We start from the raw sequence: 24,190 nt of genomic DNA, 5'->3' as shown, positions 1-24,190 counted from the left end.
TTGTTGTTGTTTGGTTTTTTTGTTTTCTTTTTGTTTGTTTTTTTCGCTTGTCAGCGGGCGTCGGGGGGTAGACACCCCACCCCTCCACCCGACACAACAAACCGCACTCAAACGTGAATGTAGTCGAATTCGTTGAAAATCGGTCCTGAACGGGACTTTAACAAGGAATAAAAATCGCCATGTTACTACCCTGGCTAATATTAATTCCCTTTATCGGCGGCTTCCTGTGCTGGCAGACCGAACGCTTTGGCGTGAAAGTGCCGCGCTGGATCGCGCTGATTACCATGGGACTGACGCTGGTGCTTGGCCTGCAGCTGTGGATGCAGGGCGGCTATTCTCTGACGCAATCCGCGGGTATTCCGCAATGGCAGTCGGAATTCGTGCTGCCGTGGATCCCACGCTTCGGCATTAGCATCCATCTGGCGATCGACGGCCTGTCGCTGCTGATGGTGGTGCTGACCGGTCTCCTCGGCGTGCTGGCGGTGCTCTGTTCGTGGCGTGAAATCGAAAAATACCAGGGCTTCTTCCACCTCAACCTGATGTGGATCCTGGGCGGCGTTATCGGCGTGTTCCTCGCCATCGACATGTTCCTGTTCTTCTTCTTCTGGGAAATGATGTTGGTGCCGATGTACTTCCTGATCGCGCTGTGGGGCCACAAAGCCTCGGACGGTAAAACGCGTATCACAGCGGCCACCAAGTTCTTCATCTATACCCAGGCGAGCGGTCTGGTGATGCTGATTGCCATTCTGGCGCTGGCCTTCGTCCACTTCAACGCCACCGGCGTGTGGACCTTCAACTATGAAGATCTGCTGAAAACCCCAATGTCTCACGGCGTGGAATACCTGCTGATGCTCGGCTTCTTCATCGCCTTCGCGGTGAAAATGCCGGTGGTGCCGCTGCATGGCTGGCTGCCGGACGCTCACTCCCAGGCGCCGACCGCCGGCTCTGTCGACCTCGCGGGGATCCTGCTGAAAACCGCCGCCTACGGTCTGCTGCGCTTTGCGCTGCCGCTGTTCCCGAATGCCTCCGCCGAGTTTGCGCCCATCGCCATGTGGCTGGGCGTGATTGGTATCTTCTACGGCGCGTGGATGGCCTTCGCCCAGACCGATATTAAACGCCTGATCGCCTACACCTCCGTGTCCCACATGGGCTTCGTGCTGATTGCTATCTACACCGGCAGCCAGCTGGCCTATCAGGGAGCGGTGATCCAGATGATTGCTCACGGTCTGTCCGCGGCGGGTCTGTTCATTCTGTGCGGCCAGCTGTACGAACGTCTGCACACCCGCGATATGCGCCAGATGGGCGGCTTGTGGAGCAAAATTAAATGGCTGCCGGCGATGTCGATGTTCTTCGCTGTCGCCACCCTGGGGATGCCGGGCACCGGTAACTTCGTCGGCGAATTTATGATCCTGTTCGGCAGCTATAAAGTGGTGCCGACGATCACCGTCATCTCCACCTTTGGTCTGGTATTCGCGTCCGTTTACTCGCTGTCGATGTTACATCGCGCTTACTTCGGTAAAGCGAAGAGCGAAGTGGCGGCGAAAGAGTTGCCGGGGATGTCCCTGCGTGAACTGTCTATCATCCTGCTGCTGGTGGTGCTGCTGGTGCTGTTGGGCTTCTTCCCGCAGCCGATCCTCGACACCTCGCATGCTGCGATGAGCAACATTCAGCAGTGGTTTGTTAATTCTGTTTCTACTACAAGGCCGTAATTCGCCATGACAATAACTCCACAACAACTGATCGCACTGCTACCGCTGCTGATCGTCGGCTTGACGGTGGTGGTTGTGATGCTCTCCATTGCGTGGCGACGCAATCATTTTCTCAATGCCACGCTGTCGGTTCTTGGACTTAACGCCGCGCTGGTCTCGCTCTGGTTCGTCGGCCAGAACGGGGCGATGGACGTCACGCCGCTGATCCGCGTTGACGGCTACGCCATGCTTTACACCGGTCTGGTGCTGCTGGCGAGCCTCGCGACCTGTACTTTCGCCTACCCGTGGCTTGAGGGTTACAAGGACAACAAAGAAGAGTTCTACCTGCTGGTGCTGATCGCCGCCCTGGGCGGCATTCTGCTGGCCGGTGCGAATCATCTGGCGGCGCTGTTCCTCGGTATTGAGCTGATTTCGCTGCCGCTGTTCGGCCTGGTTGGTTACGCCTTCCGCCAGAAGCGTTCGCTGGAAGCGAGCATCAAATACACCATCCTCTCCGCGGCAGCTTCGTCCTTCCTGCTGTTCGGTATGGCGCTGGTGTATGCGAACTCCGGCAACCTGTCCTTCCTCGCGCTGGGCAAAAGCCTGGCGGACAACATGCTGCACGAGCCGCTGCTGCTGGCGGGCCTCGGTCTGATGATCGTCGGTCTTGGCTTTAAACTGTCGCTGGTGCCGTTCCACCTGTGGACGCCGGACGTTTACCAGGGGGCGCCTGCGCCGGTCTCCACCTTCCTGGCGACCGCCAGCAAGATCGCTATCTTCGGCGTAGTGATGCGTCTGTTCCTGTACATGCCGGTGGGCAACAGCGAAGCGGTACGCGTGGTGCTGGGCCTGATCGCCTTCGCCTCTATCATCTTCGGTAACCTGATGGCGCTGAGCCAGACCAACATTAAGCGCCTGCTCGGTTACTCTTCCATCTCCCATCTCGGCTATCTGCTGGTGGCGCTGATTGCCCTGCAGAGCGGTGAAATGTCGATGGAAGCCGTGGGCGTTTACCTGGCCGGTTACCTGTTCAGCAGCCTCGGCGCGTTCGGCGTGGTCAGCCTGATGTCCAGCCCGTACCGCGGCCCGGATGCTGACTCGCTGTTCTCCTACCGCGGCCTGTTCTGGCACCGTCCGATCCTGTCGGCTGTGATGACGGTGATGATGCTCTCCCTGGCCGGCATCCCGATGACCCTCGGCTTTATCGGTAAGTTCTACGTGCTGGCCGTCGGTGTGCATGCGCATCTGTGGTGGCTGGTTGCCGCGGTGGTTGTCGGCTCGGCGATCGGTCTCTACTACTACCTGCGCGTGGCAGTGAGCCTGTACCTGAGCGCGCCGGAGCAACTGAATCGCGATGCGCCGTCAAACTGGCAGTACAGCGCCGGCGGTATCGTGGTGCTGATCTCCGCGCTGCTGGTGCTGGTGCTCGGTATCTGGCCGCAGCCGCTGATTAGCATCGTGCAGCTGGCGACGCCGCTGATGTAAGTTGATTGACTCAATAAAAAACCGCCGGGATGGCGGTTTTTTTATGCCCGGATTTTACGCCATCTTGTAGACCATAAAGTCTTCCGCCAGCAGCGTGTTAGGGAAAATCTCCCGGCATTCCGCCAGCATACGCAGACAGCCTTCGGCATCGTAGCGCGAGCTAAAGTGGGTGGCGATCAGCGTACCGACCCCCGCTTCTTTGGCAAGCGCCGCGGTCTGCTGACTGGAAGAGTGGCCGCGGCTATTGGCTTTCTCCGCCATCGCCTGCTCAAGGGTGGTTTCGTGGACCATCACATCCGCCCCGCGAGCCATCTCCAGCGCCTGCGGGCAGGGGGCGGTATCGCCGAAGATGGCCAGCGTTTTACCCGGGGTCGCTGGCCCCAGATAGCGGCTGCCGTCGATGACCCGGCCATCTGCCAGCTCGACGCGCTGTCCGCGCTTGAGTTGATGGAACAGCGGCCCGGGAGGTACGCCATCGGCAATCAGCTGGGCGGCGTCGAGGGTGCCGGGCTTGTCATGCTGCGCAATGCGATACCCATAGCACTCCACCGGATGGCTGAGCGGATACGCGGTGACCCGATAGCCCTCTTCGTCGAACACCAGACCAGGGCCGACTTCGATGATGGTGAGCGGATAGTCGGTCCACGAACCGCTCAGGCGCAGCGCGGTCTCAACAAACTCTTTGAGTCCTTTTGGCCCGTAGAGGGTGAGGGGCAGAGAGTTTCCCTGCATCGAGCGGCTGCACAGCAGACCGGGCAGGCCGAACAGGTGGTCGCCGTGCAGATGGGTAATAAAAATCTTATTCAGTTTGCCGGGATGGTAGGGCGTGTGAAGAAACTGATGCTGGGTCCCTTCGCCGCAGTCAAACAACCACATTTCAGCGCGGGTCGGCTGTTGCAAATTCAGTATTATCGACGTCATATTACGCGTGCGGGTCGGCACCCCGGCGGATGTCCCCAAAAAAGTTAATTCCATCGTCCAGTATCCTCAGGGCGAGTCGCAAAGTATCAGTATATCAATAAGGAGCAGCAGATGATGACCTGGCAGGATCTCCACCATAGTGAACTCACCGTTCCCCAGCTGTATGCGCTGCTGAAATTGCGCAGTGAAGTCTTTGTCGTAGAGCAGCAGTGCGTCTATCAGGATGTCGACGGCGATGATTTGGTTGGTGAAAATCGCCATCTGCTCGGCTGGCGCGATGGCGAACTGATGGCCTACGCGCGGATCCTCAAAAGTGAAGAGGAGTTTGCGCCGGTGGTGATTGGCCGGGTCATCGTCAGCCCCGCCGCCCGTGGTGCGAAGCTCGGCTATCAGCTGATGGAGCAGGCGCTGGCCAGCTGTCAGCAGCACTGGCCGCAAAAGGCGATTTACCTCGGGGCGCAGGCGCACCTGCAATCCTTTTACGCCCACTTTGGTTTTACGCCGGTGACTGAGGTCTATGATGAGGATGGCATCCCCCACATTGGCATGGCGCGAGAAAAGCGCGCTGTCTGACTCCTCTGCACCCTCGTCCACACGTAGCTCTGGTCCGGCGAGCGGGTAAGATAAAACCCGCTCCCTCATCATGGGTACTGCTATTCCGCCGTCGAACCCCTTATAATGTGGGGTTTTACTACCGTGGAGGTTTGCGTGCTGTCTGTTTCCACTGCGCTGGCCCGTTTGCAAGACGGCCTGGGCGAGTCATTTCCAGACTCGCCCGGCACGCGAATTATCGATGTTGCCTTTCCGCTGAATGATGCCTTCGATCCGCTACTATGGTGTGGCCAGCAGGCGCAATGGCCGCAGTTTTACTGGCAGCAGCGCAATGGCGATGAGGAACTGGCGACGCTGGGGGCGGTAAAAACCTTTTTCTCGCTCGACGCGGCGAACCGCTTTTTACGCCAGGCCGGCCGGCAGGATCTGCGTATCTGCGGCCTGAATGCGTTTGAACCGCAGCAGGGCAGCCTGGCGCTGCCGCGTCTGGAGTGGCGCCGGTGCGGCGGCAGGGCCGTGCTGCGGCTGGTGCTGCATAGTGATATCTCCCTGCGTGAGGATGCCGCGACGGCCCGCGCGTTTCTCGCCAGCCTGACAACCACTCAGGCGACTCCCGGCGCCATACCGCCGTTGCTGAGCGAGCGCCACTCATCCGACTATCCTCAATGGCAGGCAATGATTGCGCGGGCGACTAAGGCGATCAGCGCCGGTGAAATGGATAAAGTAGTGCTGGCGCGGGCAACCGACCTGCAGTTTGCCGCCCCGCTGGACGCCGTGAGCATCATGGCGGCTAGCCGGCGCAGCAATCTTAACTGTTTTCATTTCCTGATGGCGTTCAATGCCCGGCAGGCGTTTTTCGGCTCCACGCCGGAACGGCTGTGGCGCCGGCGCGGCGCGCTGCTGCGCACCGAAGCGCTGGCGGGGACCGTCGCGAACCATCAGGAAGACGCGAAGGCGCAGCAACTGGCCGACTGGTTGATGAAAGACGACAAAAACCAGCGGGAAAACATGCTGGTGGTAGAGGATATCTGCCAGCGCCTGCAGAGTGAGGCCTCGACGCTGGACGTCCTGCCGCCGCAGGTGGTGAGGCTGCGTAAGGTGCAGCATCTCCGACGCTGCATCTGGACCGAGCTGGCGGCGCCTGACGACAGCCGCTGTCTGCTGCAGCTGCAGCCCACCGCCGCGGTGGCCGGCCTGCCGCGCCGGGCGGCGCTGGCGTTCATTCAGCGTCATGAACCGTTTTCCCGCGAATGGTACGCCGGGTCCTCCGGGTATCTGTCACTGGCGCAAAGCGAGTTTTGCGTGGCGCTGCGTTCGGCGAAAGTGAACCACGACACCCTGCGGCTGTATGCCGGGGCGGGGATCGTTAGCGGCTCTGATGCACAGCAGGAGTGGCAGGAGATAGACAACAAAGCGGCCGGGCTGCGCTCGCTGCTGTGTCCATAAAGCTTGAATGACGATGCATATCAAAACGACGTCACTTTGCCTTATCTATACTTAGCATCAATATTTGATACCGGACAATTTCATGTCAGTAAGCGCATTTAACCGACGCTGGGCGGCGGTGATCCTGGAAGCTTTAACGCGCCATGGCGTGCAGCATATCTGCATCGCGCCGGGCTCGCGCTCGACACCCTTAACCCTGGCGGCGGCGGAAAACCGCGCCTTTATCCATCATACCCATTTCGACGAACGCGGCCTCGGCCACCTGGCGCTCGGACTGGCGAAGGCCAGCCGGCAGCCGGTGGCGGTGATAGTCACCTCCGGGACCGCCACCGCAAACCTCTATCCGGCGCTGATTGAGGCAGGGCTCACCGGTGAAAAGCTGATCCTGTTAACCGCCGACCGTCCGCCGGAGCTGATCGACTGCGGCGCGAACCAGGCTATCCGCCAGCCGGGGATGTTTGCCTCCCATCCTGCGCAGACGATTTCTTTGCCGCGTCCCTCGCAGGATATTCCTGCCCGCTGGCTGGTCTCAACCATCGACCAGGCGCTGGGGGCGCTGCACGCCGGCGGGGTGCATATTAACTGTCCGTTCGCTGAACCGCTGTATGGTGATATGGATGAGACCGGCGTGGAGTGGCAGCAGCAGCTCGGCAACTGGTGGCAGAGCGACAAACCCTGGCTGCGCCAGGCGCTGCAGTTAGAGAGCGAGAAGCAGCGCGACTGGTTCTTCTGGCGACAAAAACGCGGCGTCGTCGTGGCGGGCAGAATGAGCGCCGCGGAAGGGAAAAAGGTCGCTGAGTGGGCGCAGACCCTCGGCTGGCCGCTGATCGGCGATGTCCTGTCGCAGACCGGGCAGCCGCTGCCGTGCGCCGACCTGTGGCTGGGCAACGGCAAAGCGGTCAGCGAGCTGGCGCAGGCGCAGATCGTCGTGCAACTCGGCAGCAGCCTGACCGGCAAACGCGTGCTCCAGTGGCAGGCGACCTGCGAGCCGGATGAATACTGGCTGGTGGATAATCTGCCCGGTCGCCTCGACCCGGCGCAGCACCGCGGTCGCCGTCTGCTCTCAAGCGTTGAGCGCTGGCTCGAATTACATCCGGCGGAGAAACGCCAGCCGTGGGCGACGGTGATCCCACAGCTTGCCGGGCAGGCGTGGCAGGCTGCGGTCGCCAGCAACGAGCCTTTTGGCGAAGCGCAGCTGGCGCAGCGTATTCGGGGCTATCTGCCGGAGCAGGGCCAATTGTTTGTTGGCAACAGCCTGGTGGTGCGCCTGATCGACGCCCTGGCGCAGCTACCGGCCGGGTATCCGGTCTACAGCAACCGCGGCGCCAGCGGCATCGATGGCCTGATCGCCACTGCGGCCGGCGTGCAGCGCGCCAGCGCCCGACCGACGCTGGCCATCGTTGGCGATCTCTCCGCGCTCTACGATCTCAACTCGCTGGCCCTGCTGCGCCAGGCGTCGGCGCCGCTGGTGCTGATCGTGGTGAATAACAACGGCGGGCAGATTTTTTCTATGCTGCCGACGCCGCAGGACGAACGCCGTCAGTTCTATTTAATGCCGCAGGACGTGGATTTCAGCCACGCGGCGGCGATGTTCGGCCTGGCCTATCATTGCCCTGATGACTGGCCGTCGCTGGATGAGGCGCTGGCCGGCGCCTGGCGCAGGGCAGGGGCGACGGTGATTGAGCTGGCGGTCAATGAGACCGACGGCGCGCAGACCCTCCAGCAGCTGCTGGCGCAGGTAAGTCGCCTGTGATCCTCAGCGCTGCTGTCGACAACGGCCAGCCGGGCTATCCCTGGCTGGTGTTTCTGCACGGTTTTTCCGGCGACCGCAACGAGTGGCGGAAAGTGGGCGACGCCTTTCCCGCCTGGCCGCGGCTGTACCTCGATCTGCCGGGGCACGGCGGCTCCGCGGATATCGCGGTGCAGGACTTTGCCGGGGTCAATACTCTGCTGCAGTCTATGTTTAATAGTTACAACATACATAAGTATTGGCTGATCGGCTACTCGCTGGGCGGCCGGGTGGCAATGAACTTCGCCAGCCAGCCGCGCGTAGGCATGCGCGGGCTGATCGTTGAAGGCGGCCATCCGGGCCTGCAGGATGCAGAGGCGCGGCAGGCGCGGCGCAGCAATGACAGCGCCTGGGCGGAACGTTTTCGCCGCGAGCCGCTTGAGCAGGTCTTTGCCGACTGGTATCAGCAGCCGGTCTTCGCTTCGCTGAATGCCGCGCAGCGTGAGTCATTGGTCGCCTTACGCAGCCGGAACAACGGCGCGACGCTGGCGGCGATGCTGCAGGCAACCTCCCTTGCCGCGCAGGCCGATCTGCGCGCGTCTCTGCAGGCGCGCGATTTTCCTTTTCACTACCTGTGCGGCGAGCGCGACGCGAAGTTTCGCGCCATCGCGCAGACGCTCGCGGCGGATCTCCATCTTATTCACCATGCCGGACACAACGCGCACCGGGACAACCCGGCGGCGGTGATTGCCTGTCTGGCGCAGATTCTGGCAAGTTAACTGAAGGACATTCTATGATCTCTCTTGATGAAGCAATGCTCTACGCCCCCGTTGAATGGCACGATTGCTCCGAAGGCTATACCGATATTCGCTATCACAAATCGACTGACGGGATTGCCAAAATCACCATTAATCGTCCGCAGGTGCGCAACGCCTTCCGCCCGCTGACCGTCAAAGAGATGATCCAGGCGCTGGCGGATGCCCGGTATGACGACAATATCGGCGTCATCGTGCTGACCGGTGAAGGTGAGAAAGCCTTCTGCGCCGGCGGCGACCAGAAAGTCCGCGGCGACTACGGCGGCTATCAGGACGACTCCGGCGTTCATCATCTTAACGTGCTCGACTTCCAGCGTCAGATCCGCACCTGTCCAAAACCGGTGGTCGCGATGGTGGCCGGCTACTCTATCGGCGGCGGTCACGTGCTGCATATGATGTGCGATCTGACTATCGCGGCGGAAAACGCCATCTTCGGCCAGACCGGGCCAAAAGTCGGCTCTTTCGACGGCGGCTGGGGCGCCTCCTATATGGCGCGGATCGTCGGGCAGAAAAAAGCGCGCGAAATCTGGTTCCTGTGCCGCCAGTATGACGCTCAGCAGGCGCTGGACATGGGGCTGGTGAATACCGTGGTACCGCTGGCGGATCTGGAAAAAGAGACCGTGCGCTGGTGTCGTGAAATGCTGCAGAACAGCCCGATGGCCTTGCGCTGCCTGAAAGCGGCGCTGAACGCCGACTGCGACGGCCAGGCTGGTCTGCAGGAGCTGGCGGGCAATGCCACCATGCTGTTCTATATGACGGAAGAGGGGCAGGAAGGACGCAACGCCTTCAACCAGAAACGTCAGCCGGACTTCAGCAAATTTAAACGGAATCCATAATGCGCGTTTCGCAGGTTTACCGCTGGCAGATACCGATGGACGCGGGCGTGGTGCTGCGCGAGCGGCGGTTAAAAACCCGCGACGGGCTGTTCATCCGCCTGCAGGAGGGGGAACGCGAAGGCTGGGGCGAAATTTCTCCCCTGCCGGGATTCAGTGTCGAGACGCTGGAAGAGGCGCAAATGGCGCTGTTAGCGTGGGCACAGGCCTGGCGCGACGGCGTCGAGCCGCCGCTTCCCACGCAGCCCTCCGTCGCGTTTGGCATCAGCTGCGCGCAGGCGGAGCTTAGCGGCGGACTACCGCAGGCCGCGGATTATCGCGCGGCGCCGCTCTGCTCCGGCGATCCGGATGAGCTATTCGCCAGACTGGCGGCGATGCCCGGCGAGAAGGTCGCTAAGGTCAAAGTTGGCCTCTGGGAGGCGGTCCGCGACGGTATGGTGGTCAATCTGCTGCTGGAGGCGATCCCCGACCTGCAGCTGCGGCTCGATGCCAACCGCGCCTGGACGCCGCTCAAAGCGCAACAGTTCGCCAAATACGTTAATCCGGCGTACCGCCAGCGCATTGCTTTTCTTGAAGAACCTTGCAAAACGCGGGAGGATTCTCGGGCCTTTAGCCGCGAGACAGGGATCGCTATCGCCTGGGATGAAAGCCTGCGCGAGGCGGATTTCCGCTTTGTCGCCGAGCCGGGCGTACGTGCGGTGGTGATCAAACCGACGCTAACCGGCAGTTTGCAGAAGGTGCAGCAACAGGTCGCCGCGGCGCATGCGCTGGGGTTGAGCGTAGTGATCAGCTCGTCGATCGAGTCCAGTCTCGGCTTGACCCAGCTGGCGCGGATTGCCGCCTGGCTGACGCCGCAGACTATTCCTGGGCTGGATACGCTGTCGCTGATGGGCGCCCAGCTGGTACGGCCGTGGCCCGAAAGTGCGCTGCCGGTGCTCAACATTGATGCGCTGGAGCCGCTGCTGTGACCTTTAACGACTGGCCCTGGCGGCACTGGCGTCAGCGGCGCGGAGAGGCCCTCGCCTTACGTCTGAATAACCAGCCGCTGACCTGGCGGGAGCTATGCGCGCGGGTTGACGCGCTGGCGTCTGGTTTTGCCGCGCAGGGCGTAATGGAAGGGCAGGGCGTGGCGCTCCGGGCCTATAACCAGCCGGAAACTCTGCTGGCATGGCTGGCGCTGCTACAGTGCGGGGCGCGGGTGCTGCCGCTGAATCCGCAGCTGCCAGCGGTGTTGCTGCAGGCGTTGTTACCCGCGTTAACCATGCAGCATCAGCTGGTGCTGAATGGCGATGTGTTGCCGGGGAATTTACCGATGTTAACCCTGCAGTTGGTCGAGGGCGAGCATGCTGCTTGCTGGCATGGCGATCGGTTGGTGTCGATGACGTTGACCTCCGGTTCAACCGGCCTGCCGAAAGCGGCGGTACATAGCGCCAACGCCCATCTGGCCAGCGCGGCTGGCGTGCTGGCGCTGATGCCGTTTGCCGCAGGAGATGACTGGCTGCTGTCGCTGCCGTTGTTCCATGTCTCCGGTCAGGGGATCGTCTGGCGCTGGCTGCTGGCCGGCGCGCGACTCACGGTACGTGACAAACAGCCGCTGGCGCAGATGCTGCACGGCTGTACCCATGCTTCGCTGGTGCCGACTCAGCTATGGCGCCTGCTGAATGATGATGCTGCGGTTTCCCTCAAGGCGGTGCTGCTCGGCGGCGCGTCGATCCCGGTCGAATTGACTGAACGGGCGCGAAAGCAGGGCATACGCAGCTTCTGCGGCTATGGCCTCACCGAATTCGCCTCCACCGTGTGTGCCAAAGAGGCCGACGGCGCTGCGGATGTTGGCGAAGCGCTGCCGGGGCGAGAGGTGAAAATTGTCGCCGGCGAGATCTGGCTGCGGGCGTCGAGTATGGCCGCAGGCTACTGGCGGGATGGTCAATTGTTGTCATTAACCAACAATGAAGGCTGGTTTGCGACGCGCGATCGCGGAGCATTGCATAACGGTCGGCTGACGATTGTTGGGCGAATGGATAACCTCTTTTTTAGCGGTGGAGAAGGTATTCAACCGGAAGAGGTCGAGCGTGTGATACTCGCCCATCCACAGGTACAGCAGGTGTTTATCGTGCCGCTGGATGATGCGGAATATGGCCAGCGCCCGGTAGCGGTGGTGGAATGCGATGACGGCTGCGAGTTGAGCGCGCTGGCGGCATGGAGCGCTGAGCGGTTAGCGCGTTTTCAGCAGCCGGTGCGTTGGCTGCGGTTGCCGGAAACGTTAAAAAACGGCGGGATTAAGATTTCGCGCCGGGCGCTGTGCGAGTGGGTCAGGCAGCAGACGCATGCGACCGTATCGTAGCCACCCGCATTATCCCGCGGCATAACGCCGGGTGGGTTGAACGCGGTATGCTGGACTAAAGTAGCCCTTTCAGGCTGAGAGTAACGCGGGTGGCGGCATTAAGATCGTAGTTTTTGAGATCTTCGGCTTTGACCCAGGCGTAATCGTCAAACTCCTCGTTGATCGTCACATCGCGATTGGCGCTCACGCAGTCGAAGATGAGATAGATCATGTAGATCGTTTCCTGATGCCCGTCGGGGTAGGTTTTGACGCGGGTATCGTCGCGAAAGCACCATGGCGCGATATGGGTAAGGATGAGTTTTTCGCCGAGCTCTTCGCGTATTTCCCGCCGCAGCGCCTCTTCAATACGTTCCCCTGGCTCCACGCCGCCGCCGGATAAGGCCCATTGCCCGGGAAAAACCCCGCGGTCGGCGGCCATTTTGCAAAGCAGATAATGGCCTTCATTCTCGATCAGCGGGCAAACAATCGTCCTGTGGCGCATGGGTTTTCTCCTGCAGAGGGATGGGGCGGTATGCTGGTGAAATAGTTTGCGAGCCGCCTCGGTAAACTGCAAGCGAAATACAGTTCAGGTCTTGTTGAGTGCTACGTTAAGCGAAAATGATTGTATGGAGCACCGCCATGGAAAGGGCGACGAATTCCCCCCACGATGCTGTATTTAAACACCTGCTGTCGCATCGGGCGACGGCCAGGGATTTTCTGGACATTCACCTTCCCGCACCGCTGCGCGCGTTATGTAATCTGAACACGCTGCGGCTGGAGTCCGGGAGCTTTATTGACGACGAACTGCGGGCGAGTCATTCCGATATCCTTTACTCGCTGCAAACGCAGGCGGGGGAGGGCTATATCTATCTGTTGATAGAGCACCAAAGCTCGGCGGACCGCCATATGGCATTTCGCCTGATGCGCTATGCGATAGCCGCGATGCAGCGTCATCTGGATAAAGGGCATACGCAGCTGCCGCTGGTGATCCCGCTGCTGTTTTATCATGGTCGCGTTTCTCCCTGGCCTTACCCGATGTGCTGGCTGGCAGGCTTTGCCGATCCGGACATCGCGCGGCGGATCTATGGTGAAGATTTTCCCTTAATTGATATCACTAGCACCCCGGACGATGAAATCATGCGCCACCGGCGCGTGGCGATGCTGGAGCTGCTGCAGAAGCATATTCGCCAGCGGGATTTGATGGACCTGCATGAGCAGCTGGTCAGGCTCCTGGCGCTGGGATACACTAGCCGCAGGCAGCTTAAGACGCTGTTGCACTATTTATTACAGGCAGGAAACGCCGCCGATCCGGTTGCTTTTTTGCGCCATCTTGCGCAAAACGTTCCCCGGCGGCCGCATAAGGAGACGCTAATGAATATTGCCCAGTTTCTGGAACAACGCGGCCATCAGCAAGGATTAAAGCAAGGTCTTGAACAAGGTCTACAGCAAGGTATCGAACAAGGTATCGAGCAAGGTGAGCAGCAGACCGCGGAGCGTATCGCCCGGGCGATGCTTGCTAACGGACTCGACCTGTCGCTGGTGGCGGAACTGACCGGCCTCGCCCCGGAATGTCTGGCCCGGCTGCAGCATTAATTATTCCCTTATCCACCCGCGCCGCGCCGATCGTGCGGCGCCAGCTCTCTGTTTTCGTCAATGTGTCAGCGTTAATCATAATAAACATGAATATTACTGGCGTTGAATAGGCTGTTCGTGGTTCTGGCAACGCTCGATGCCGTAAAAATACGCAACTGGTTACACTCTTGTGAAAATTCATTTCGCCAGGTCATTGATTCCTGATGGGTGCGCAGTAGAATTTTCAGGTTTTTTCGGGACTTCTTTGATTTTAATTTTCTGGATAGAGTAAATAATGAAAAAAAGCATTTTTATGGCGCTGGCGGGCGTGATGATGGTTTCTTCGGCGGCCCATGCGATTAGCGTTACCGGTGAAGCCGGCGAGCATTACACCAACCTTGGCGTCGGCTTCGGCACCGAGTCCACCGGCCTGGCCGTTTCGGGTAACTGGCTGCACAGCGATAACGACGGCGACGCCGCGGGTTTAGGCCTGGGACTCAATATTCCGCTGGGGCCGTTCCTCGCGACCGTGGGTGGTAAAGGTATTTACACCAATCCGAAACAGGGCGATGAAGGTTATGCGGCCGCGGTCGGCGGCGGCCTGCAGTGGAAAATCGGCGACAGCTTCCGCCTGTACGGCGATTATTACTACTCTCCGGATTCGCTCTCCAGCGGCATTGATAGCTACCAGGAAGCCAACGTCGGCGCCAGCTGGACCATTATGCGTCCGCTTAGCATCCAGGCCGGCTACCGTTACCTGAACCTGGCGGGCAAAGATGGCAACCGCGATAACACCATCGCCGACGGCCCATACATCGGCGCCAGCGCCAGCTTCTAATCTCTTCCGGCGCGGCATCTTCTTGCTGCGCCAGATTTTCCTCCTCGTCAGCATCCCGCTTTGCGTTATAGTATTTCTCACCTGGCAGGCAAGGAGTGAGCAATGTTGAATGTGGAAATGCTGTCCACCGGCGATGAAGTGTTGCATGGTCAAATCGTTGATACCAATGCGGCATGGCTGGCGGATTTCTTTTTTAATCAGGGTTTACCGTTAACGCGCCGCAATACCGTTGGCGACGATCTCGATGCGCTGGTGGCGATTCTGCGCGAACGCAGCGAACAGGCGGATGTGCTGATCGTCAACGGCGGCCTTGGCCCAACCAGCGACGACCTGAGCGCGCTGGCCGCCGCCACTGCGAAAGGCGAAGGGCTTATTTTGCATCCGGAGTGGCTGGAAACCATGACCCGCTTTTTTGCCGAGCGCGGCAGGCCGATGGCGGAAAGCAACCGTAAGCAGGCGGAAATCCCGGCCAGCGCCGAGATGATCAACAACCCGGTCGGTACGGCCTGTGGCTTTGCCATCCAGCTCAACCGCTGCCTGATGTTTTTCACTCCCGGGGTCCCCTCTGAATTTAAGGTGATGGTCGAGCAGGAAATTTTACCGCGCCTGCGCCAGCGCTTTACGCTGCCGGACCCGCCGGTATGCCTGCGTATGACCACCTTTGGCCGCTCGGAGAGCGAGCTGGCGCAAAGTCTTAATCCGCTGACGCTGCCTCCGGGCGTGGTGATGGGTTACCGCTCGTCGATGCCGATCATTGAACTCAAGCTAACCGGACCGGCCAACCAGCGCGACGCCATGCTGGCCCTGTGGCCGGAGGTGCGTAAGGTGGCTGGCGACAGCCTGATTTTCGAAGGCACGGAAGGGTTACCGGCGCAGATCGCCCGCTGTCTGCAGGAGCGGCAGCTGAGCCTGACGCTCAGCGAGCAGTTTACCAGCGGCCTGCTGGCGCTCCAGCTGTCCCGCGCCGGCGCGCCGCTGCTGGCCAGCGAAGTCGTTCCGGCGCAGGAGGAGACGCTGGCGCAGGCGGCTCGCTGGGCGGCCGAGCGGCGCATAAACCATTTTGCCGGCCTGGCCCTGGCGGTGAGCGGTCAGGAAAACGATCATCTTAACGTGGCCCTGGCCACCCCGGACGGCACCTTCGCGCTGCGGGTGAAGTTTAGCGCCACCCGCCACAGCCTGGCGGTACGCCAGGAAGTCTGCGCTATGATGGCGTTAAACATGCTGCGTCGCTGGCTGAATGGTCAACCACTGGCCAGCGAACATGGCTGGATTAACGTGGTGGATTCCCTCTCGCTGTAAATCATTCCCCCCGGCGCACCGTATCCTCGGGGCGCCGGTCGTCCAACCTGTTGTACTCTTCTGAAAAAATTCTGTGCGTTAAGTCGCAATTTTCTGCTGCGAACGGTCCAGTATACGGGAAAACGATTGCCCCGCGATGTCGCTCACACTTTACCGCCCGGACAATCGCAACACTGATTCCAGTATTCAGGATTGGAGTCCAGTATGTTGGAATCAACGAAAGTCCCGGCGCTGACCCGCGCGATTGAGATCCTCAATTTAATTGGCCGCATCGGCCCCTGCAGCGCGGCGACGATAATAGCGGAGCTGGGGATCCCGAAAAGCACGGTGTATCTGCTGCTGGGCGAGCTGAAAAAGCAGCGCTTCATCAGTATGGATAATCAGGATAACTACTGCCTGTGGACCAAGCTGGTGGAGCTGGCCGGGCAGGCGCTGAGCAAAATGGACCTGCGCGAGCTGGCGCGGCCGCGCCTCACCCGGCTGATGGATGAGTGCGGCCTGCTTTGTCATCTGGGCATTATCGATCAGGGTAACGCCTACTACATTCTGAAAATTGAGTCTCCCGCCACCATCAGCGTGCGCTCGCATGAGGGTAAGAGCCTGTCTCTTTACCGCTCCGGGATCGGCAAATGTTTGCTGGCCTGGCAGCCCGCCAGCGTTCAGGCGTCGATTATCGAAGACCTACAGTGGGAGCGGGCCACGCCAACGACCATCACCGATGCTCAACAGCTGCGGGAGGAGCTGGGGCGGATCCGCGCCCGGGGCTGGAGCTTTGATAATGGCGAGGACTATCCGGATGTGCGCTGCGTGGCTGCCCCGGTATTTAACGCCAATAACGACCTGACCGCCGCCATCTCGGTGGTGGGTACCCGTCTGCAAATCAATGAAGACAATCGCGATTACCTGGCTGGTAAGGCGATTGCCTGCGCGAAAGATATTTCACGTCTGCTGGGGTGGAAAAGCCCCTTCGAACAACTCGCCTCATCATAAGGAGAACATCATGACCCTACCGAAAATTAAACACGTCCGCGCCTGGTTCATCGGCGGCGCCACAGCAGAGCAGGGCGCCGGCGGCGGCGATTACCATGACCAGGGGGCTAACCACTGGATTGACGATCATATCGCCACCCCGATGAGCAAATATAAACAGTATGAGCAGTCCCGGCAGTCGTTTGGCATCAACGTGCTGGGCACGCTGATTGTGGAAGTGGAAGCCGACAACGGACAGACCGGCTTTGCGGTGTCGACGGCCGGGGAGATGGGCTGCTTTATCGTCGAAAAACATCTCAACCGCTTTATCGAAGGCAAATGCGTCAGCGATATCAAACTGATCCATGACCAGATGCTTAACGCCACCCTTTACTACGCGGGATCCGGCGGTCTGGTGATGAATACCATCTCCTGTGTCGACCTGGCGCTGTGGGACCTGTTCGGGAAAGTGGTTGGCCTGCCGGTCTACAAACTGTTGGGTGGGGCGGTGCGCGACGAAATCCAGTTCTATGCCACCGGCGCACGTCCGGACCTGGCGCAGGAGATGGGCTTTATCGGCGGCAAAATGCCTACCCACTGGGGGCCGCACGATGGCGACGCCGGGATCCGCAAAGACGTCGCCATGGTGGCGGATATGCGCGAAAAATGCGGCCCGGATTTCTGGTTAATGCTGGACTGCTGGATGAGCCAGGACGTTAACTATGCCACCAAACTTGCCCATGCCTGCGCCCCTTATAACCTCAAGTGGATCGAAGAGTGCCTGCCGCCGCAGCAGTATGAAGGCTATCGCGAGCTGAAGCGCCAGGCGCCTGCCGGGATGATGGTGACCAGCGGCGAGCACCACGGCACGCTGCAGTCCTTCCGCACCCTGTCGGAAACCGGCATCGATATTATGCAGCCCGACGTCGGCTGGTGCGGCGGCTTAACCACCCTGGTGGAGATCGCGGCCATCGCCAAAGCGCGCGGGCAGCTGGTAGTGCCCCACGGCTCGTCGGTTTACTCACATCATGCGGTGATCACCTTCACCAACACGCCGTTCAGTGAGTTTCTGATGACCAGTCCGGACTGCGCCACGCTGCGCCCGCAGTTCGACCCGATCCTGCTCGGCGAGCCGGTGCCGGAGAGAGGGCGCATTCATAAATCGGTCCTGGATAAACCCGGCTTTGGCGTCGAGCTCAATCGCGACTGCAACCTGAAGCGTCCTTATCAACACTGATTGCGTCGGGCCGCCCGGCGGCCCGCGCCTGAGGATATTATGATGAGCAACACTCTGCTGGAGAGCGTGGTGAAGAAAAACCGCGCCCGCTTAATCCCCTTTATGCTGGCGCTGTACGTGCTGGCGTTTCTTGACCGTTCTAATATCGGTTTCGCCAAAGAGACCTACCAGCTGGATACCGGACTCAGCAATGAGGCCTACGCGCTGGGGGCCGGTATCTTCTTTGTGGTCTATGCCTTCCTCGGGGTGCCGGCCAATCTGCTGATGCGCACATTTGGCGCCAGGCGATGGATCGGCTGCACCACGCTGCTGTGGGGCGTGCTGTCGGCGGCGATGGCGTGGGCGGATACGGAAGCGAAATTCCTGCTGGTACGTACCCTGCTGGGCGCGGCGGAGGCGGGCTTCTTTCCCGGAATGATCTACCTCACTTCACAGTGGTTTCCCCAGCAAAACCGCGCCAGCATTATGGGGCTGTTTTATATGGGCGCGCCGCTGGCCCTGACGCTGGGATCGCCTTTATCCGGTGCGCTGCTGGAGATGCATGGATTTATGGGCCATCCCGGCTGGTTCTGGATGTTTGTCATTGAAGGCCTGCTCGCCGTCGCCGCGGGAGCGTTCACCTTCTTCTGGCTGGACGATTCGCCGCAGCATGCCCGCTTCCTGAGCGCAGCGGAGAAACAGGCGCTGATAAGCGAGCTGGCGCGCGAGGAGGAGAAAAAGATTGCCTCGCGCCTGTCCGATGCGCTGCGTAACGGGCGGGTCTGGCAGCTGGCGCTGATTTATCTGACCATTCAGGTGGCGGTCTATGGTCTGATTTTCTTCCTGCCCACCCAGGTTGCTGCGCAGCTGGGCACCAAAGTCGGCTTCGTTGCCTCGGTGGTGACGGCCATCCCGTGGGTGGCGGCGCTGTTTGGCACCTGGCTTATCCCTCGCTACTCCGATCGCACCGGCGAGCGACGCAATATTGCCGCCCTGACGCTGCTGGCGGCGGCGGTCGGGATTGCAGTGTCCGGACTGGTGGCGCCGGTGCTGGCTATCATCGCGCTGTGCGTGGCGGCGGTCGGGGTGATCGCCGTGCAGCCGGTCTTCTGGACGATGCCGACGCAGCTGCTGTCCGGCACGGCGCTGGCCGCAGGGATTGGCTTTGTTAACCTGTTTGGCGCCATCGGTGGTTTTCTGGCGCCGATCGTGCGCGTGCAGGCCGAAACGTTGTTCGCCAGCAGCGCCGCCGGACTGTTAACCCTGGCCGGCGTCGCCATTGTCGGGGTGGTCATTATCTTTTCATTGAGCCTTACCCGCGCGGTACCCCAGCGCGGCAGCGTACAGCATTGAATAAAGGAATCGCTATGAACGCACTGTTATCTAACCCCTTCAAACGGGGATTATTACGCGGTGAGACGCAAATCGGCCTGTGGCTGAGCTCCACCTCATCCTACATGGCGGAGATCGCTGCGACGTCGGGATACGACTGGCTGCTGATCGACGGCGAGCATGCCCCGAACACCATTCAGGACCTTTATCATCAGCTGCAGGCGATTGCCCCCTATGCCAGCCAGCCGGTCATTCGCCCGGTCGAGGGCAACCGCAGCCTGATAAAACAGGTGCTGGATATTGGCGCCAGAACCTTGCTGGTGCCGATGGTCGATACCGCCGAGCAGGCTCGGGAGGTGGTCTCAGCGACCCGTTATCCCCCCATCGGGAGCCGCGGCGTTGGCGCCGGCGTGGCGAGAGCGGCGCGCTGGGGAAGGGTGGAGAATTATATGGCGGAGGCAAATGACGAACTTTGTCTGCTGATTCAGGTCGAGAGCCGAACCGCGCTGGAGAACCTGGACGCTATTCTCGAGGTGGACGGCATTGACGGGGTGTTCATCGGTCCGGCGGATCTCTCCGCCTCGCTGGGCTACCCGGACGATGCCGGTCACCCTGACGTGCAGCGGGTGATCGAGCAGAGCATCCGGCGCATTCGCGCGGCGGGGAAAGCGGCCGGATTTCTGGCGGTCGACCCGGCGATGGCGGAAAAATGTCTTGCCTGGGGGGCCAACTTTGTCGCCGTCGGGGTGGATACCATGCTGTATACCCAGGCGCTGGACCGCCGGCTGGCGATGTTTAAATCTGCCAGCGCCCAGCCGCAAGAGAAAACGAGCTATTGACGGCACAGGCTGGCGCTGGGCTCAGACGAGCGCCTGCGCCAGCACCGTCAGCGGATGCTCGCAGCGTTTGCTGGTGGACATCTCAATCTGCCATTTGCAGGTCTCGCAGTCGGTGACGACGAGGTCGGCCCCGCTCTCCTCAATCTGACGGAACAGCGGGGCGCCGATAGCCTGGGATACCGCGTAATTCTCAGTTTTAAACCCGTAGGTGCCTGCGATGCCGCAGCACTGGGAATCCAGCACCTCCAGCTGCAGGCCGGGGATCAGCCGCAGCAGCTCGAGGGTATACAGCGACCAGCCCATCTTTTCCATATGACACGGGGTGTGATAGACCACTTTCAGCGGCAGTGGGCGCAGCGGTAGCGTCCTGCCGGCAGCCAGCTGTTTCCAGATCCAGCGGGTGGCAAGCTCGACCCGATCGCGAAGATCGCTGTTATCGACATCGAGGAGATGGGGGTATTCATCACGTAGCGTAAAGGCGCAGGTCGAGGAGGTGGCAATGATCGGTAGCGTGTTTTCCCGCATCGCGGCGACGTTGCTCTGCGCCTGCTTACGCGCCTTGTCGAAAAAACCGTTGGCGATCAGCGGTACGCCGCAGCATTTTTCTTTTGATAACAACTGCACCCCGGTACCCAGCGCGTTGACGACGCGAATCAGATCTTTACCCAACTGTGGATGGTTATAGTTGACGTAGCAGCCGTGAAAGAAAGCCACCTGTTCGCTGTATTGCTTCTGACGGGCGGCGAGCTGGCGGTAAGCGCGGCGGAAGGTGCCGAAACCATATTTCGGCAGCGTACGCCGGTGATCGATGTTGAGCGTCGCGTCGAGCAGACGGCGCACCGGTTTTAAGCCGGTGGCGGCGTTGACCAGGGGGGCAAAGGGGGTGGAAAGGGTACCCATCAGGTCGGTATGGCTGAGGATGGCGTCGCGCAGGGTCGGCTTTTGCTGGCCGTACTGTGCCCGGGCGCGTTGAATGATATCGCCAATTTTCACATCCGACGGGCAGGCGACCTCGCAGCGCTTGCAGTTAATGCAGTACTTCAGCGCCTCATCGTACAGCGCGCCATCCTTCAGACGCAGGCGTTCGCCGTCCGGCCCCGCTTGTTTCGGGCCAGGATAGCGCGGATTGACCCGACTTACCGGGCAGGTGGTGGTACAGACCGTGCACTTAATGCAGCTTTCAAAACGGGTATCGTTCATGGCCGGCCTCCGGCAAGGGCGTGGATCTGTCTGGCGGCGTGCAGCGCGGTAACGGCGCAGACGCCGCCGCCACAGCCGAGCTGAATGGCATCGAACCCGCCGAGCAATGAGCCGATGGCGAACAGATTATGGAACGGCTGCCCGCCCAGCAGGGGGCGCAGCAGGGCATCGGTTTTCACGCCGAAGCGCTGCCACGGTTGTGAGGCGAAGAAATCGCGCTGGTACCAGCTTTCCCGTGGCAGGGTCTGGTGAAGGTCGAGGCCGAGGATCGGCTCGCGCACGCTATCGCGAGTGGCGACAAGACCGTTGCTGAAAAAGCTGCCGCTGGCCAGCACGGTAAAGCGCGGACGCAGCGCAATATCGCCGTGATTGCGCGTCCAGACCGCCTCGACGGCGTCCTGTCGATGGCTGATTTTCACCACCTCATCGCCTGCGAGCCAGGCGCCGCCCTCGCGAATGAACTGGCGTTGCAGCTGAGAATGCAAACGCATCCCGGGAACCGAAGGCGGCAGCGTCGGCAGCAGACGCAGCGGGCAGGGTAGACGCGCCTGCAGCCAGTGGTACAGGCGATCGTCGGCGAGGCCAAAACAGGCGGGCATGATCAGCAGGTCATACTGCTGCGCCAGCGGTAGCAGCGCTGCATGCAGGGCCGGCCACATATTCTCATCATCCAGGACGCGGGCGATATTGGCGGCGCGAAACTCGGTCGGGTTGTCACGCAGTACATCCAGCAGCGGTAACTCGATTTCCACCGCCGCGGCGGTAACTCCGTGTTGACCGAGCGCGGCGGCGGCGAGATGCGGCTGAAAATCAGCAAAGCCGCTGATCCCCACCAGACAGGCGCCCTGCGACGGCAGGGGCGCGACAGGCACCTCAAGGGGCGACAGCCATGCCGGGCGCAACGTCCCCAGCGGCGTTACCCGCCGGTGCGGCCGGCGCGCATCGCCCTGCATCACCGCGCCGCAGGCGGCCAGCAGGGCTTCGGTCTGTGTCGCGTATTCGAGCACCGCCTCGGCGCCGAGACGGGAATAAGGGTGTTCAGGAAGCTGTTCAGCGAGTTGCTGCACACCTTGTGCGACGTCAGTGACGTTATCGCCGTTGGGCAGCGCCGAGAGCAGGTCTAACGACGCGGAGGAAAAATGCAGCGCGCTCTGCCCGCGGCTGATGATGACGCTGCGCAGGCCGTGCTGATTCAGGGCCAGCCCGCACAGCAGGCCGGCGAGCCCGCCGCCGATAATCGCGCAATCAAACTTCATCCCGGTGCTCCTGTGGCAATCCGCACAGGCCGAGGTAGACCCAGCGGGTGAATTCGCTTTCGCGCAGCGCATCGCCCCAGGCGATGGGCTGCACGCCCTTCCAGCGTTCATTGAGAAATTCCGAGAGCTGGGTTAACGACTGCGCGGGCGTGGTGACGTTAAAGCGCTGCAGCAGGCCGGCAGCGCGGCAGGCGCAGAGTTCCCCCTGACAGGTCCCCATGCCAATCCGGGTGCGGCGGCGCAGGTCGAGCAGGGTGTTGACCGCCAGGTTTTCCACCGCGTATTTCACTTCACCGGCAGTGACGGCTTCACATTCGCAGACCAGGCTACGGTGCTGGCGGCTGTCGCCAAGCCAGGACGGGGTGCGATCGCCGTGACGGTAGACGGCCGAGCCGCGCAGCGGGGTGGGGAGGGAGATTATCTTTTGCAGGGTACTTTCCGTTGGCTCCTGTGAACCGGGCAGCGGGGCTTCGGCCGTGGTACAGGGGGTGGTGTTTCCCAGCTTACGACAGACGGCGTCGGTGGCCCACTCGGCCATCAGGCGATAGGTCATCAGCTTGCCGCCGGTGATGGTAATGAAGCCTTCCATACCGTCACGCTGGGCATGGTCGAGCAGGACGATGCCGCGGCTGACGCTGCGCCCGCTGGGATCGTTATCGCTGGCCACCAGCGGGCGGACGCCGGAGTAGGCGCGGAGGATCCGGGTGCGGCCCATGACCGGCGCCAGCTTTTCCCCTTCGCGCAGCAGGGTATCGACCTCCGCCGCTGTTACCCGGTTGTCGTCAATTTCGTCATAAGGAATATGCATTGAGGTAGTGCCGATCAGCGAGATGGTATCGCCGGGCACCAGAATATCGGCGTCGGCCGGCTTACGGCAGCGGTTGATCACCAGGTTGTTAATCCGATGATCGAGGATCAGCAGCGATCCCTTCGCCGGGAACATGGTGATGCGCAGGTCGGCATATTCCGCAATACGCTGTCCCCAGATCCCGGCGGCGTTAACCACCATCCCGGCGTACAGAGTGCGGGCCTGGTGAAGTTGGCGGTCGTATACCTGGACGCCGCAGACGCGATCGCCCCGGCGCAGCAGGCCTGTTACTTCGCAGCCGGTAAGGATCTGCGCGCCGTGTTCGCGGGCGTCGAGCATATTGGCCGCGGTGAGGCGAAACGGGTCAATGGTACCGTCCGGGACCTGCACCGCGCCCAGCAGCGTCGGGTTGACGGCGGGCTCCCGGCGCAGCGCTTCCTGCGGCGAGAGCGGCGTGGCCTCTATGCCAGCCTGCTGACAGGCGTCGATAAAGGTTTGCTGCCATGCCAGGTCATCTTCAGGCAGGGTGATAAACAGCCCATTGGTCGGTTCAATACAGTGGCGGGCGATGCGGCGCAGGATGCGGTTCTCACTGATGCATTCGCGGGCGGATTCGTTGTCGGTCACCGCGTAGCGGGCGCCGCTGTGCAGCAGTCCATGATTCCGGCCGGTCGCCCCGGTGGCGATATCATGGCGCTCAATGAGCAGCGTTCGTAATCCGCGCCGGGCGCAGTCGCGGGCGATACCGGCGCCGGTTGCTCCGCCGCCGATGATAATGACCTCGCTATCAAGATGTCCCGTCATCTTCAGCTCCTCTGCTTTCGGTTAACACCATTTAGCCACAATTAGTAAGGTTATTGTTTGATTTCGAGCATATTCGCGCGTTATTTGAGCGTGTTATGTGATTTCGTGCTCACATTGGAGCGTTTTGTCATATTTCTGTAACAAATTGTGCGATGTTTCACAGTATCAACTCTACGTATTGCCTACCATCGCGACCATATTTGAAGTTGGTGATTAATCTGGGATTTTGTCGTGACGTCAGTAGAAAACAGCAAGGGCCACGGAGGCT

General features: G+C 60.9%; 21 protein-coding genes. 16 read left to right on the top strand and 5 right to left on the bottom strand.

Annotated features, from left to right (window positions below):
- The first annotated feature begins 179 nt into the window (after positions 1-179).
- Both nuoM and nuoN read left to right on the top strand, forming a co-directional pair.
- Positions 180-1,709 carry an NADH-quinone oxidoreductase subunit M gene (gene nuoM / locus RRF55_RS06700; protein WP_002913146.1) on the top strand — a complete coding sequence of 510 codons (1,530 nt, stop codon included), beginning with the start codon at positions 180-182 and terminating at the stop codon, positions 1,707-1,709.
- A 6-nt stretch (positions 1,710-1,715) separates the two neighbouring features.
- Complete coding sequence (nuoN, locus tag RRF55_RS06695) at positions 1,716-3,173, top strand: NADH-quinone oxidoreductase subunit NuoN (protein WP_004151107.1); 1,458 nt, start codon at positions 1,716-1,718, stop codon at positions 3,171-3,173.
- Between the two features lie 54 nt (positions 3,174-3,227).
- Here nuoN and rnz read toward each other — a convergent pair whose 3' ends face one another.
- Entirely contained in the window at positions 3,228-4,148 is a 921-nt protein-coding gene (gene rnz, locus RRF55_RS06690; protein WP_004214593.1) for a ribonuclease Z, read from the bottom strand.
- A 57-nt stretch (positions 4,149-4,205) separates the two neighbouring features.
- Between rnz and RRF55_RS06685 the strand changes: the two genes are divergently transcribed.
- From RRF55_RS06685 to menE, 7 genes are all read left to right on the top strand, one after another.
- Positions 4,206-4,667 (top strand): GNAT family N-acetyltransferase, encoded by a 462-nt coding sequence (locus RRF55_RS06685; RefSeq protein WP_032415272.1) that lies wholly within the window; start codon positions 4,206-4,208, stop codon positions 4,665-4,667.
- 135 nt (positions 4,668-4,802) lie between these two features.
- Positions 4,803-6,092 (top strand): isochorismate synthase MenF, encoded by a 1,290-nt coding sequence (gene menF, locus RRF55_RS06680; RefSeq protein ID WP_032415271.1) that lies wholly within the window; start codon positions 4,803-4,805, stop codon positions 6,090-6,092.
- A gap of 82 nt (positions 6,093-6,174) precedes the next feature.
- Entirely contained in the window at positions 6,175-7,845 is a 1,671-nt protein-coding gene (gene menD, locus RRF55_RS06675; protein WP_032415270.1) for a 2-succinyl-5-enolpyruvyl-6-hydroxy-3-cyclohexene-1-carboxylic-acid synthase, read from the top strand.
- Positions 7,842-8,600 carry a 2-succinyl-6-hydroxy-2,4-cyclohexadiene-1-carboxylate synthase gene (gene menH / locus RRF55_RS06670; protein ID WP_032415269.1) on the top strand — a complete coding sequence of 253 codons (759 nt, stop codon included), beginning with the start codon at positions 7,842-7,844 and terminating at the stop codon, positions 8,598-8,600. Before menD ends, menH begins: the two co-directional genes overlap by 4 nt.
- 14 nt (positions 8,601-8,614) lie before the next feature.
- Entirely contained in the window at positions 8,615-9,472 is an 858-nt protein-coding gene (gene menB, locus RRF55_RS06665) for a 1,4-dihydroxy-2-naphthoyl-CoA synthase (RefSeq protein WP_002913098.1), read from the top strand.
- Positions 9,472-10,437 carry an o-succinylbenzoate synthase gene (gene menC / locus RRF55_RS06660; protein WP_064153437.1) on the top strand — a complete coding sequence of 322 codons (966 nt, stop codon included), beginning with the start codon at positions 9,472-9,474 and terminating at the stop codon, positions 10,435-10,437. Before menB ends, menC begins: the two co-directional genes overlap by 1 nt.
- Positions 10,434-11,810: an o-succinylbenzoate--CoA ligase gene (gene menE, locus RRF55_RS06655; RefSeq protein ID WP_023301700.1), complete on the top strand. Its 1,377-nt coding sequence runs from the start codon at positions 10,434-10,436 to the stop codon at positions 11,808-11,810. The genes menC and menE overlap by 4 nt, the downstream gene beginning before the upstream one ends.
- 55 nt (positions 11,811-11,865) lie before the next feature.
- Here menE and nudI read toward each other — a convergent pair whose 3' ends face one another.
- Positions 11,866-12,291, bottom strand: a complete 426-nt coding sequence (gene nudI / locus RRF55_RS06650) for a nucleoside triphosphatase NudI (protein ID WP_004184975.1) — start codon at positions 12,289-12,291, stop codon at positions 11,866-11,868.
- Positions 12,292-12,428: 137 nt separating this feature from the next.
- Between nudI and RRF55_RS06645 the strand changes: the two genes are divergently transcribed.
- The 7 genes from RRF55_RS06645 (at position 12,429) to yfaU (ending at position 19,854) form a co-directional block, all read left to right on the top strand.
- Entirely contained in the window at positions 12,429-13,382 is a 954-nt protein-coding gene (locus RRF55_RS06645) for an Rpn family recombination-promoting nuclease/putative transposase (RefSeq protein ID WP_023287862.1), read from the top strand.
- 274 nt (positions 13,383-13,656) lie between these two features.
- On the top strand, positions 13,657-14,199 hold the full coding sequence (locus RRF55_RS06640; RefSeq protein ID WP_002913070.1) for a YfaZ family outer membrane protein: 543 nt from the start codon (positions 13,657-13,659) through the stop codon (positions 14,197-14,199).
- A gap of 102 nt (positions 14,200-14,301) precedes the next feature.
- Positions 14,302-15,498, top strand: coding sequence for a nicotinamide mononucleotide deamidase-related protein YfaY (locus RRF55_RS06635; RefSeq protein ID WP_032411996.1), 1,197 nt, complete (start codon positions 14,302-14,304; stop codon positions 15,496-15,498).
- Positions 15,499-15,702: 204 nt separating this feature from the next.
- Complete coding sequence (locus tag RRF55_RS06630) at positions 15,703-16,488, top strand: IclR family transcriptional regulator (protein WP_002913046.1); 786 nt, start codon at positions 15,703-15,705, stop codon at positions 16,486-16,488.
- Between the two features lie 10 nt (positions 16,489-16,498).
- Positions 16,499-17,704, top strand: coding sequence for an L-rhamnonate dehydratase (gene rhmD / locus RRF55_RS06625; protein WP_004175029.1), 1,206 nt, complete (start codon positions 16,499-16,501; stop codon positions 17,702-17,704).
- Positions 17,705-17,746: 42 nt separating this feature from the next.
- A complete protein-coding gene (locus RRF55_RS06620) occupies positions 17,747-19,036 on the top strand; it encodes an MFS transporter (protein WP_064153434.1) in 1,290 nt (429 codons plus the stop codon).
- Positions 19,037-19,050: 14 nt separating this feature from the next.
- Positions 19,051-19,854 carry a 2-keto-3-deoxy-L-rhamnonate aldolase gene (gene yfaU, locus RRF55_RS06615; protein WP_002913043.1) on the top strand — a complete coding sequence of 268 codons (804 nt, stop codon included), beginning with the start codon at positions 19,051-19,053 and terminating at the stop codon, positions 19,852-19,854.
- A gap of 21 nt (positions 19,855-19,875) precedes the next feature.
- Here yfaU and glpC read toward each other — a convergent pair whose 3' ends face one another.
- From glpC to glpA, 3 genes are read right to left on the bottom strand one after another with little or no spacing between them, the layout of a single operon-like run.
- Positions 19,876-21,054, bottom strand: a complete 1,179-nt coding sequence (glpC, locus tag RRF55_RS06610; RefSeq protein WP_002913041.1) for an anaerobic glycerol-3-phosphate dehydrogenase subunit GlpC — start codon at positions 21,052-21,054, stop codon at positions 19,876-19,878.
- Positions 21,051-22,310 carry a glycerol-3-phosphate dehydrogenase subunit GlpB gene (glpB, locus tag RRF55_RS06605; protein WP_032438119.1) on the bottom strand — a complete coding sequence of 420 codons (1,260 nt, stop codon included), beginning with the start codon at positions 22,308-22,310 and terminating at the stop codon, positions 21,051-21,053. Before glpB ends, glpC begins: the two co-directional genes overlap by 4 nt.
- Entirely contained in the window at positions 22,300-23,922 is a 1,623-nt protein-coding gene (gene glpA / locus RRF55_RS06600) for an anaerobic glycerol-3-phosphate dehydrogenase subunit A (RefSeq protein WP_023282869.1), read from the bottom strand. Before glpA ends, glpB begins: the two co-directional genes overlap by 11 nt.
- Between the last annotated feature and the right edge of the window lie 268 nt (positions 23,923-24,190).

It is taken from the genome of Klebsiella sp. K47 (assembly GCF_051858335.1).
In the GTDB taxonomy this organism is placed as follows: domain Bacteria; phylum Pseudomonadota; class Gammaproteobacteria; order Enterobacterales; family Enterobacteriaceae; genus Klebsiella; species Klebsiella pneumoniae.
The sequence above is the reverse complement of the archived record's forward strand: the minus strand, read 5'-3'. Positions and strand labels throughout refer to the sequence as shown.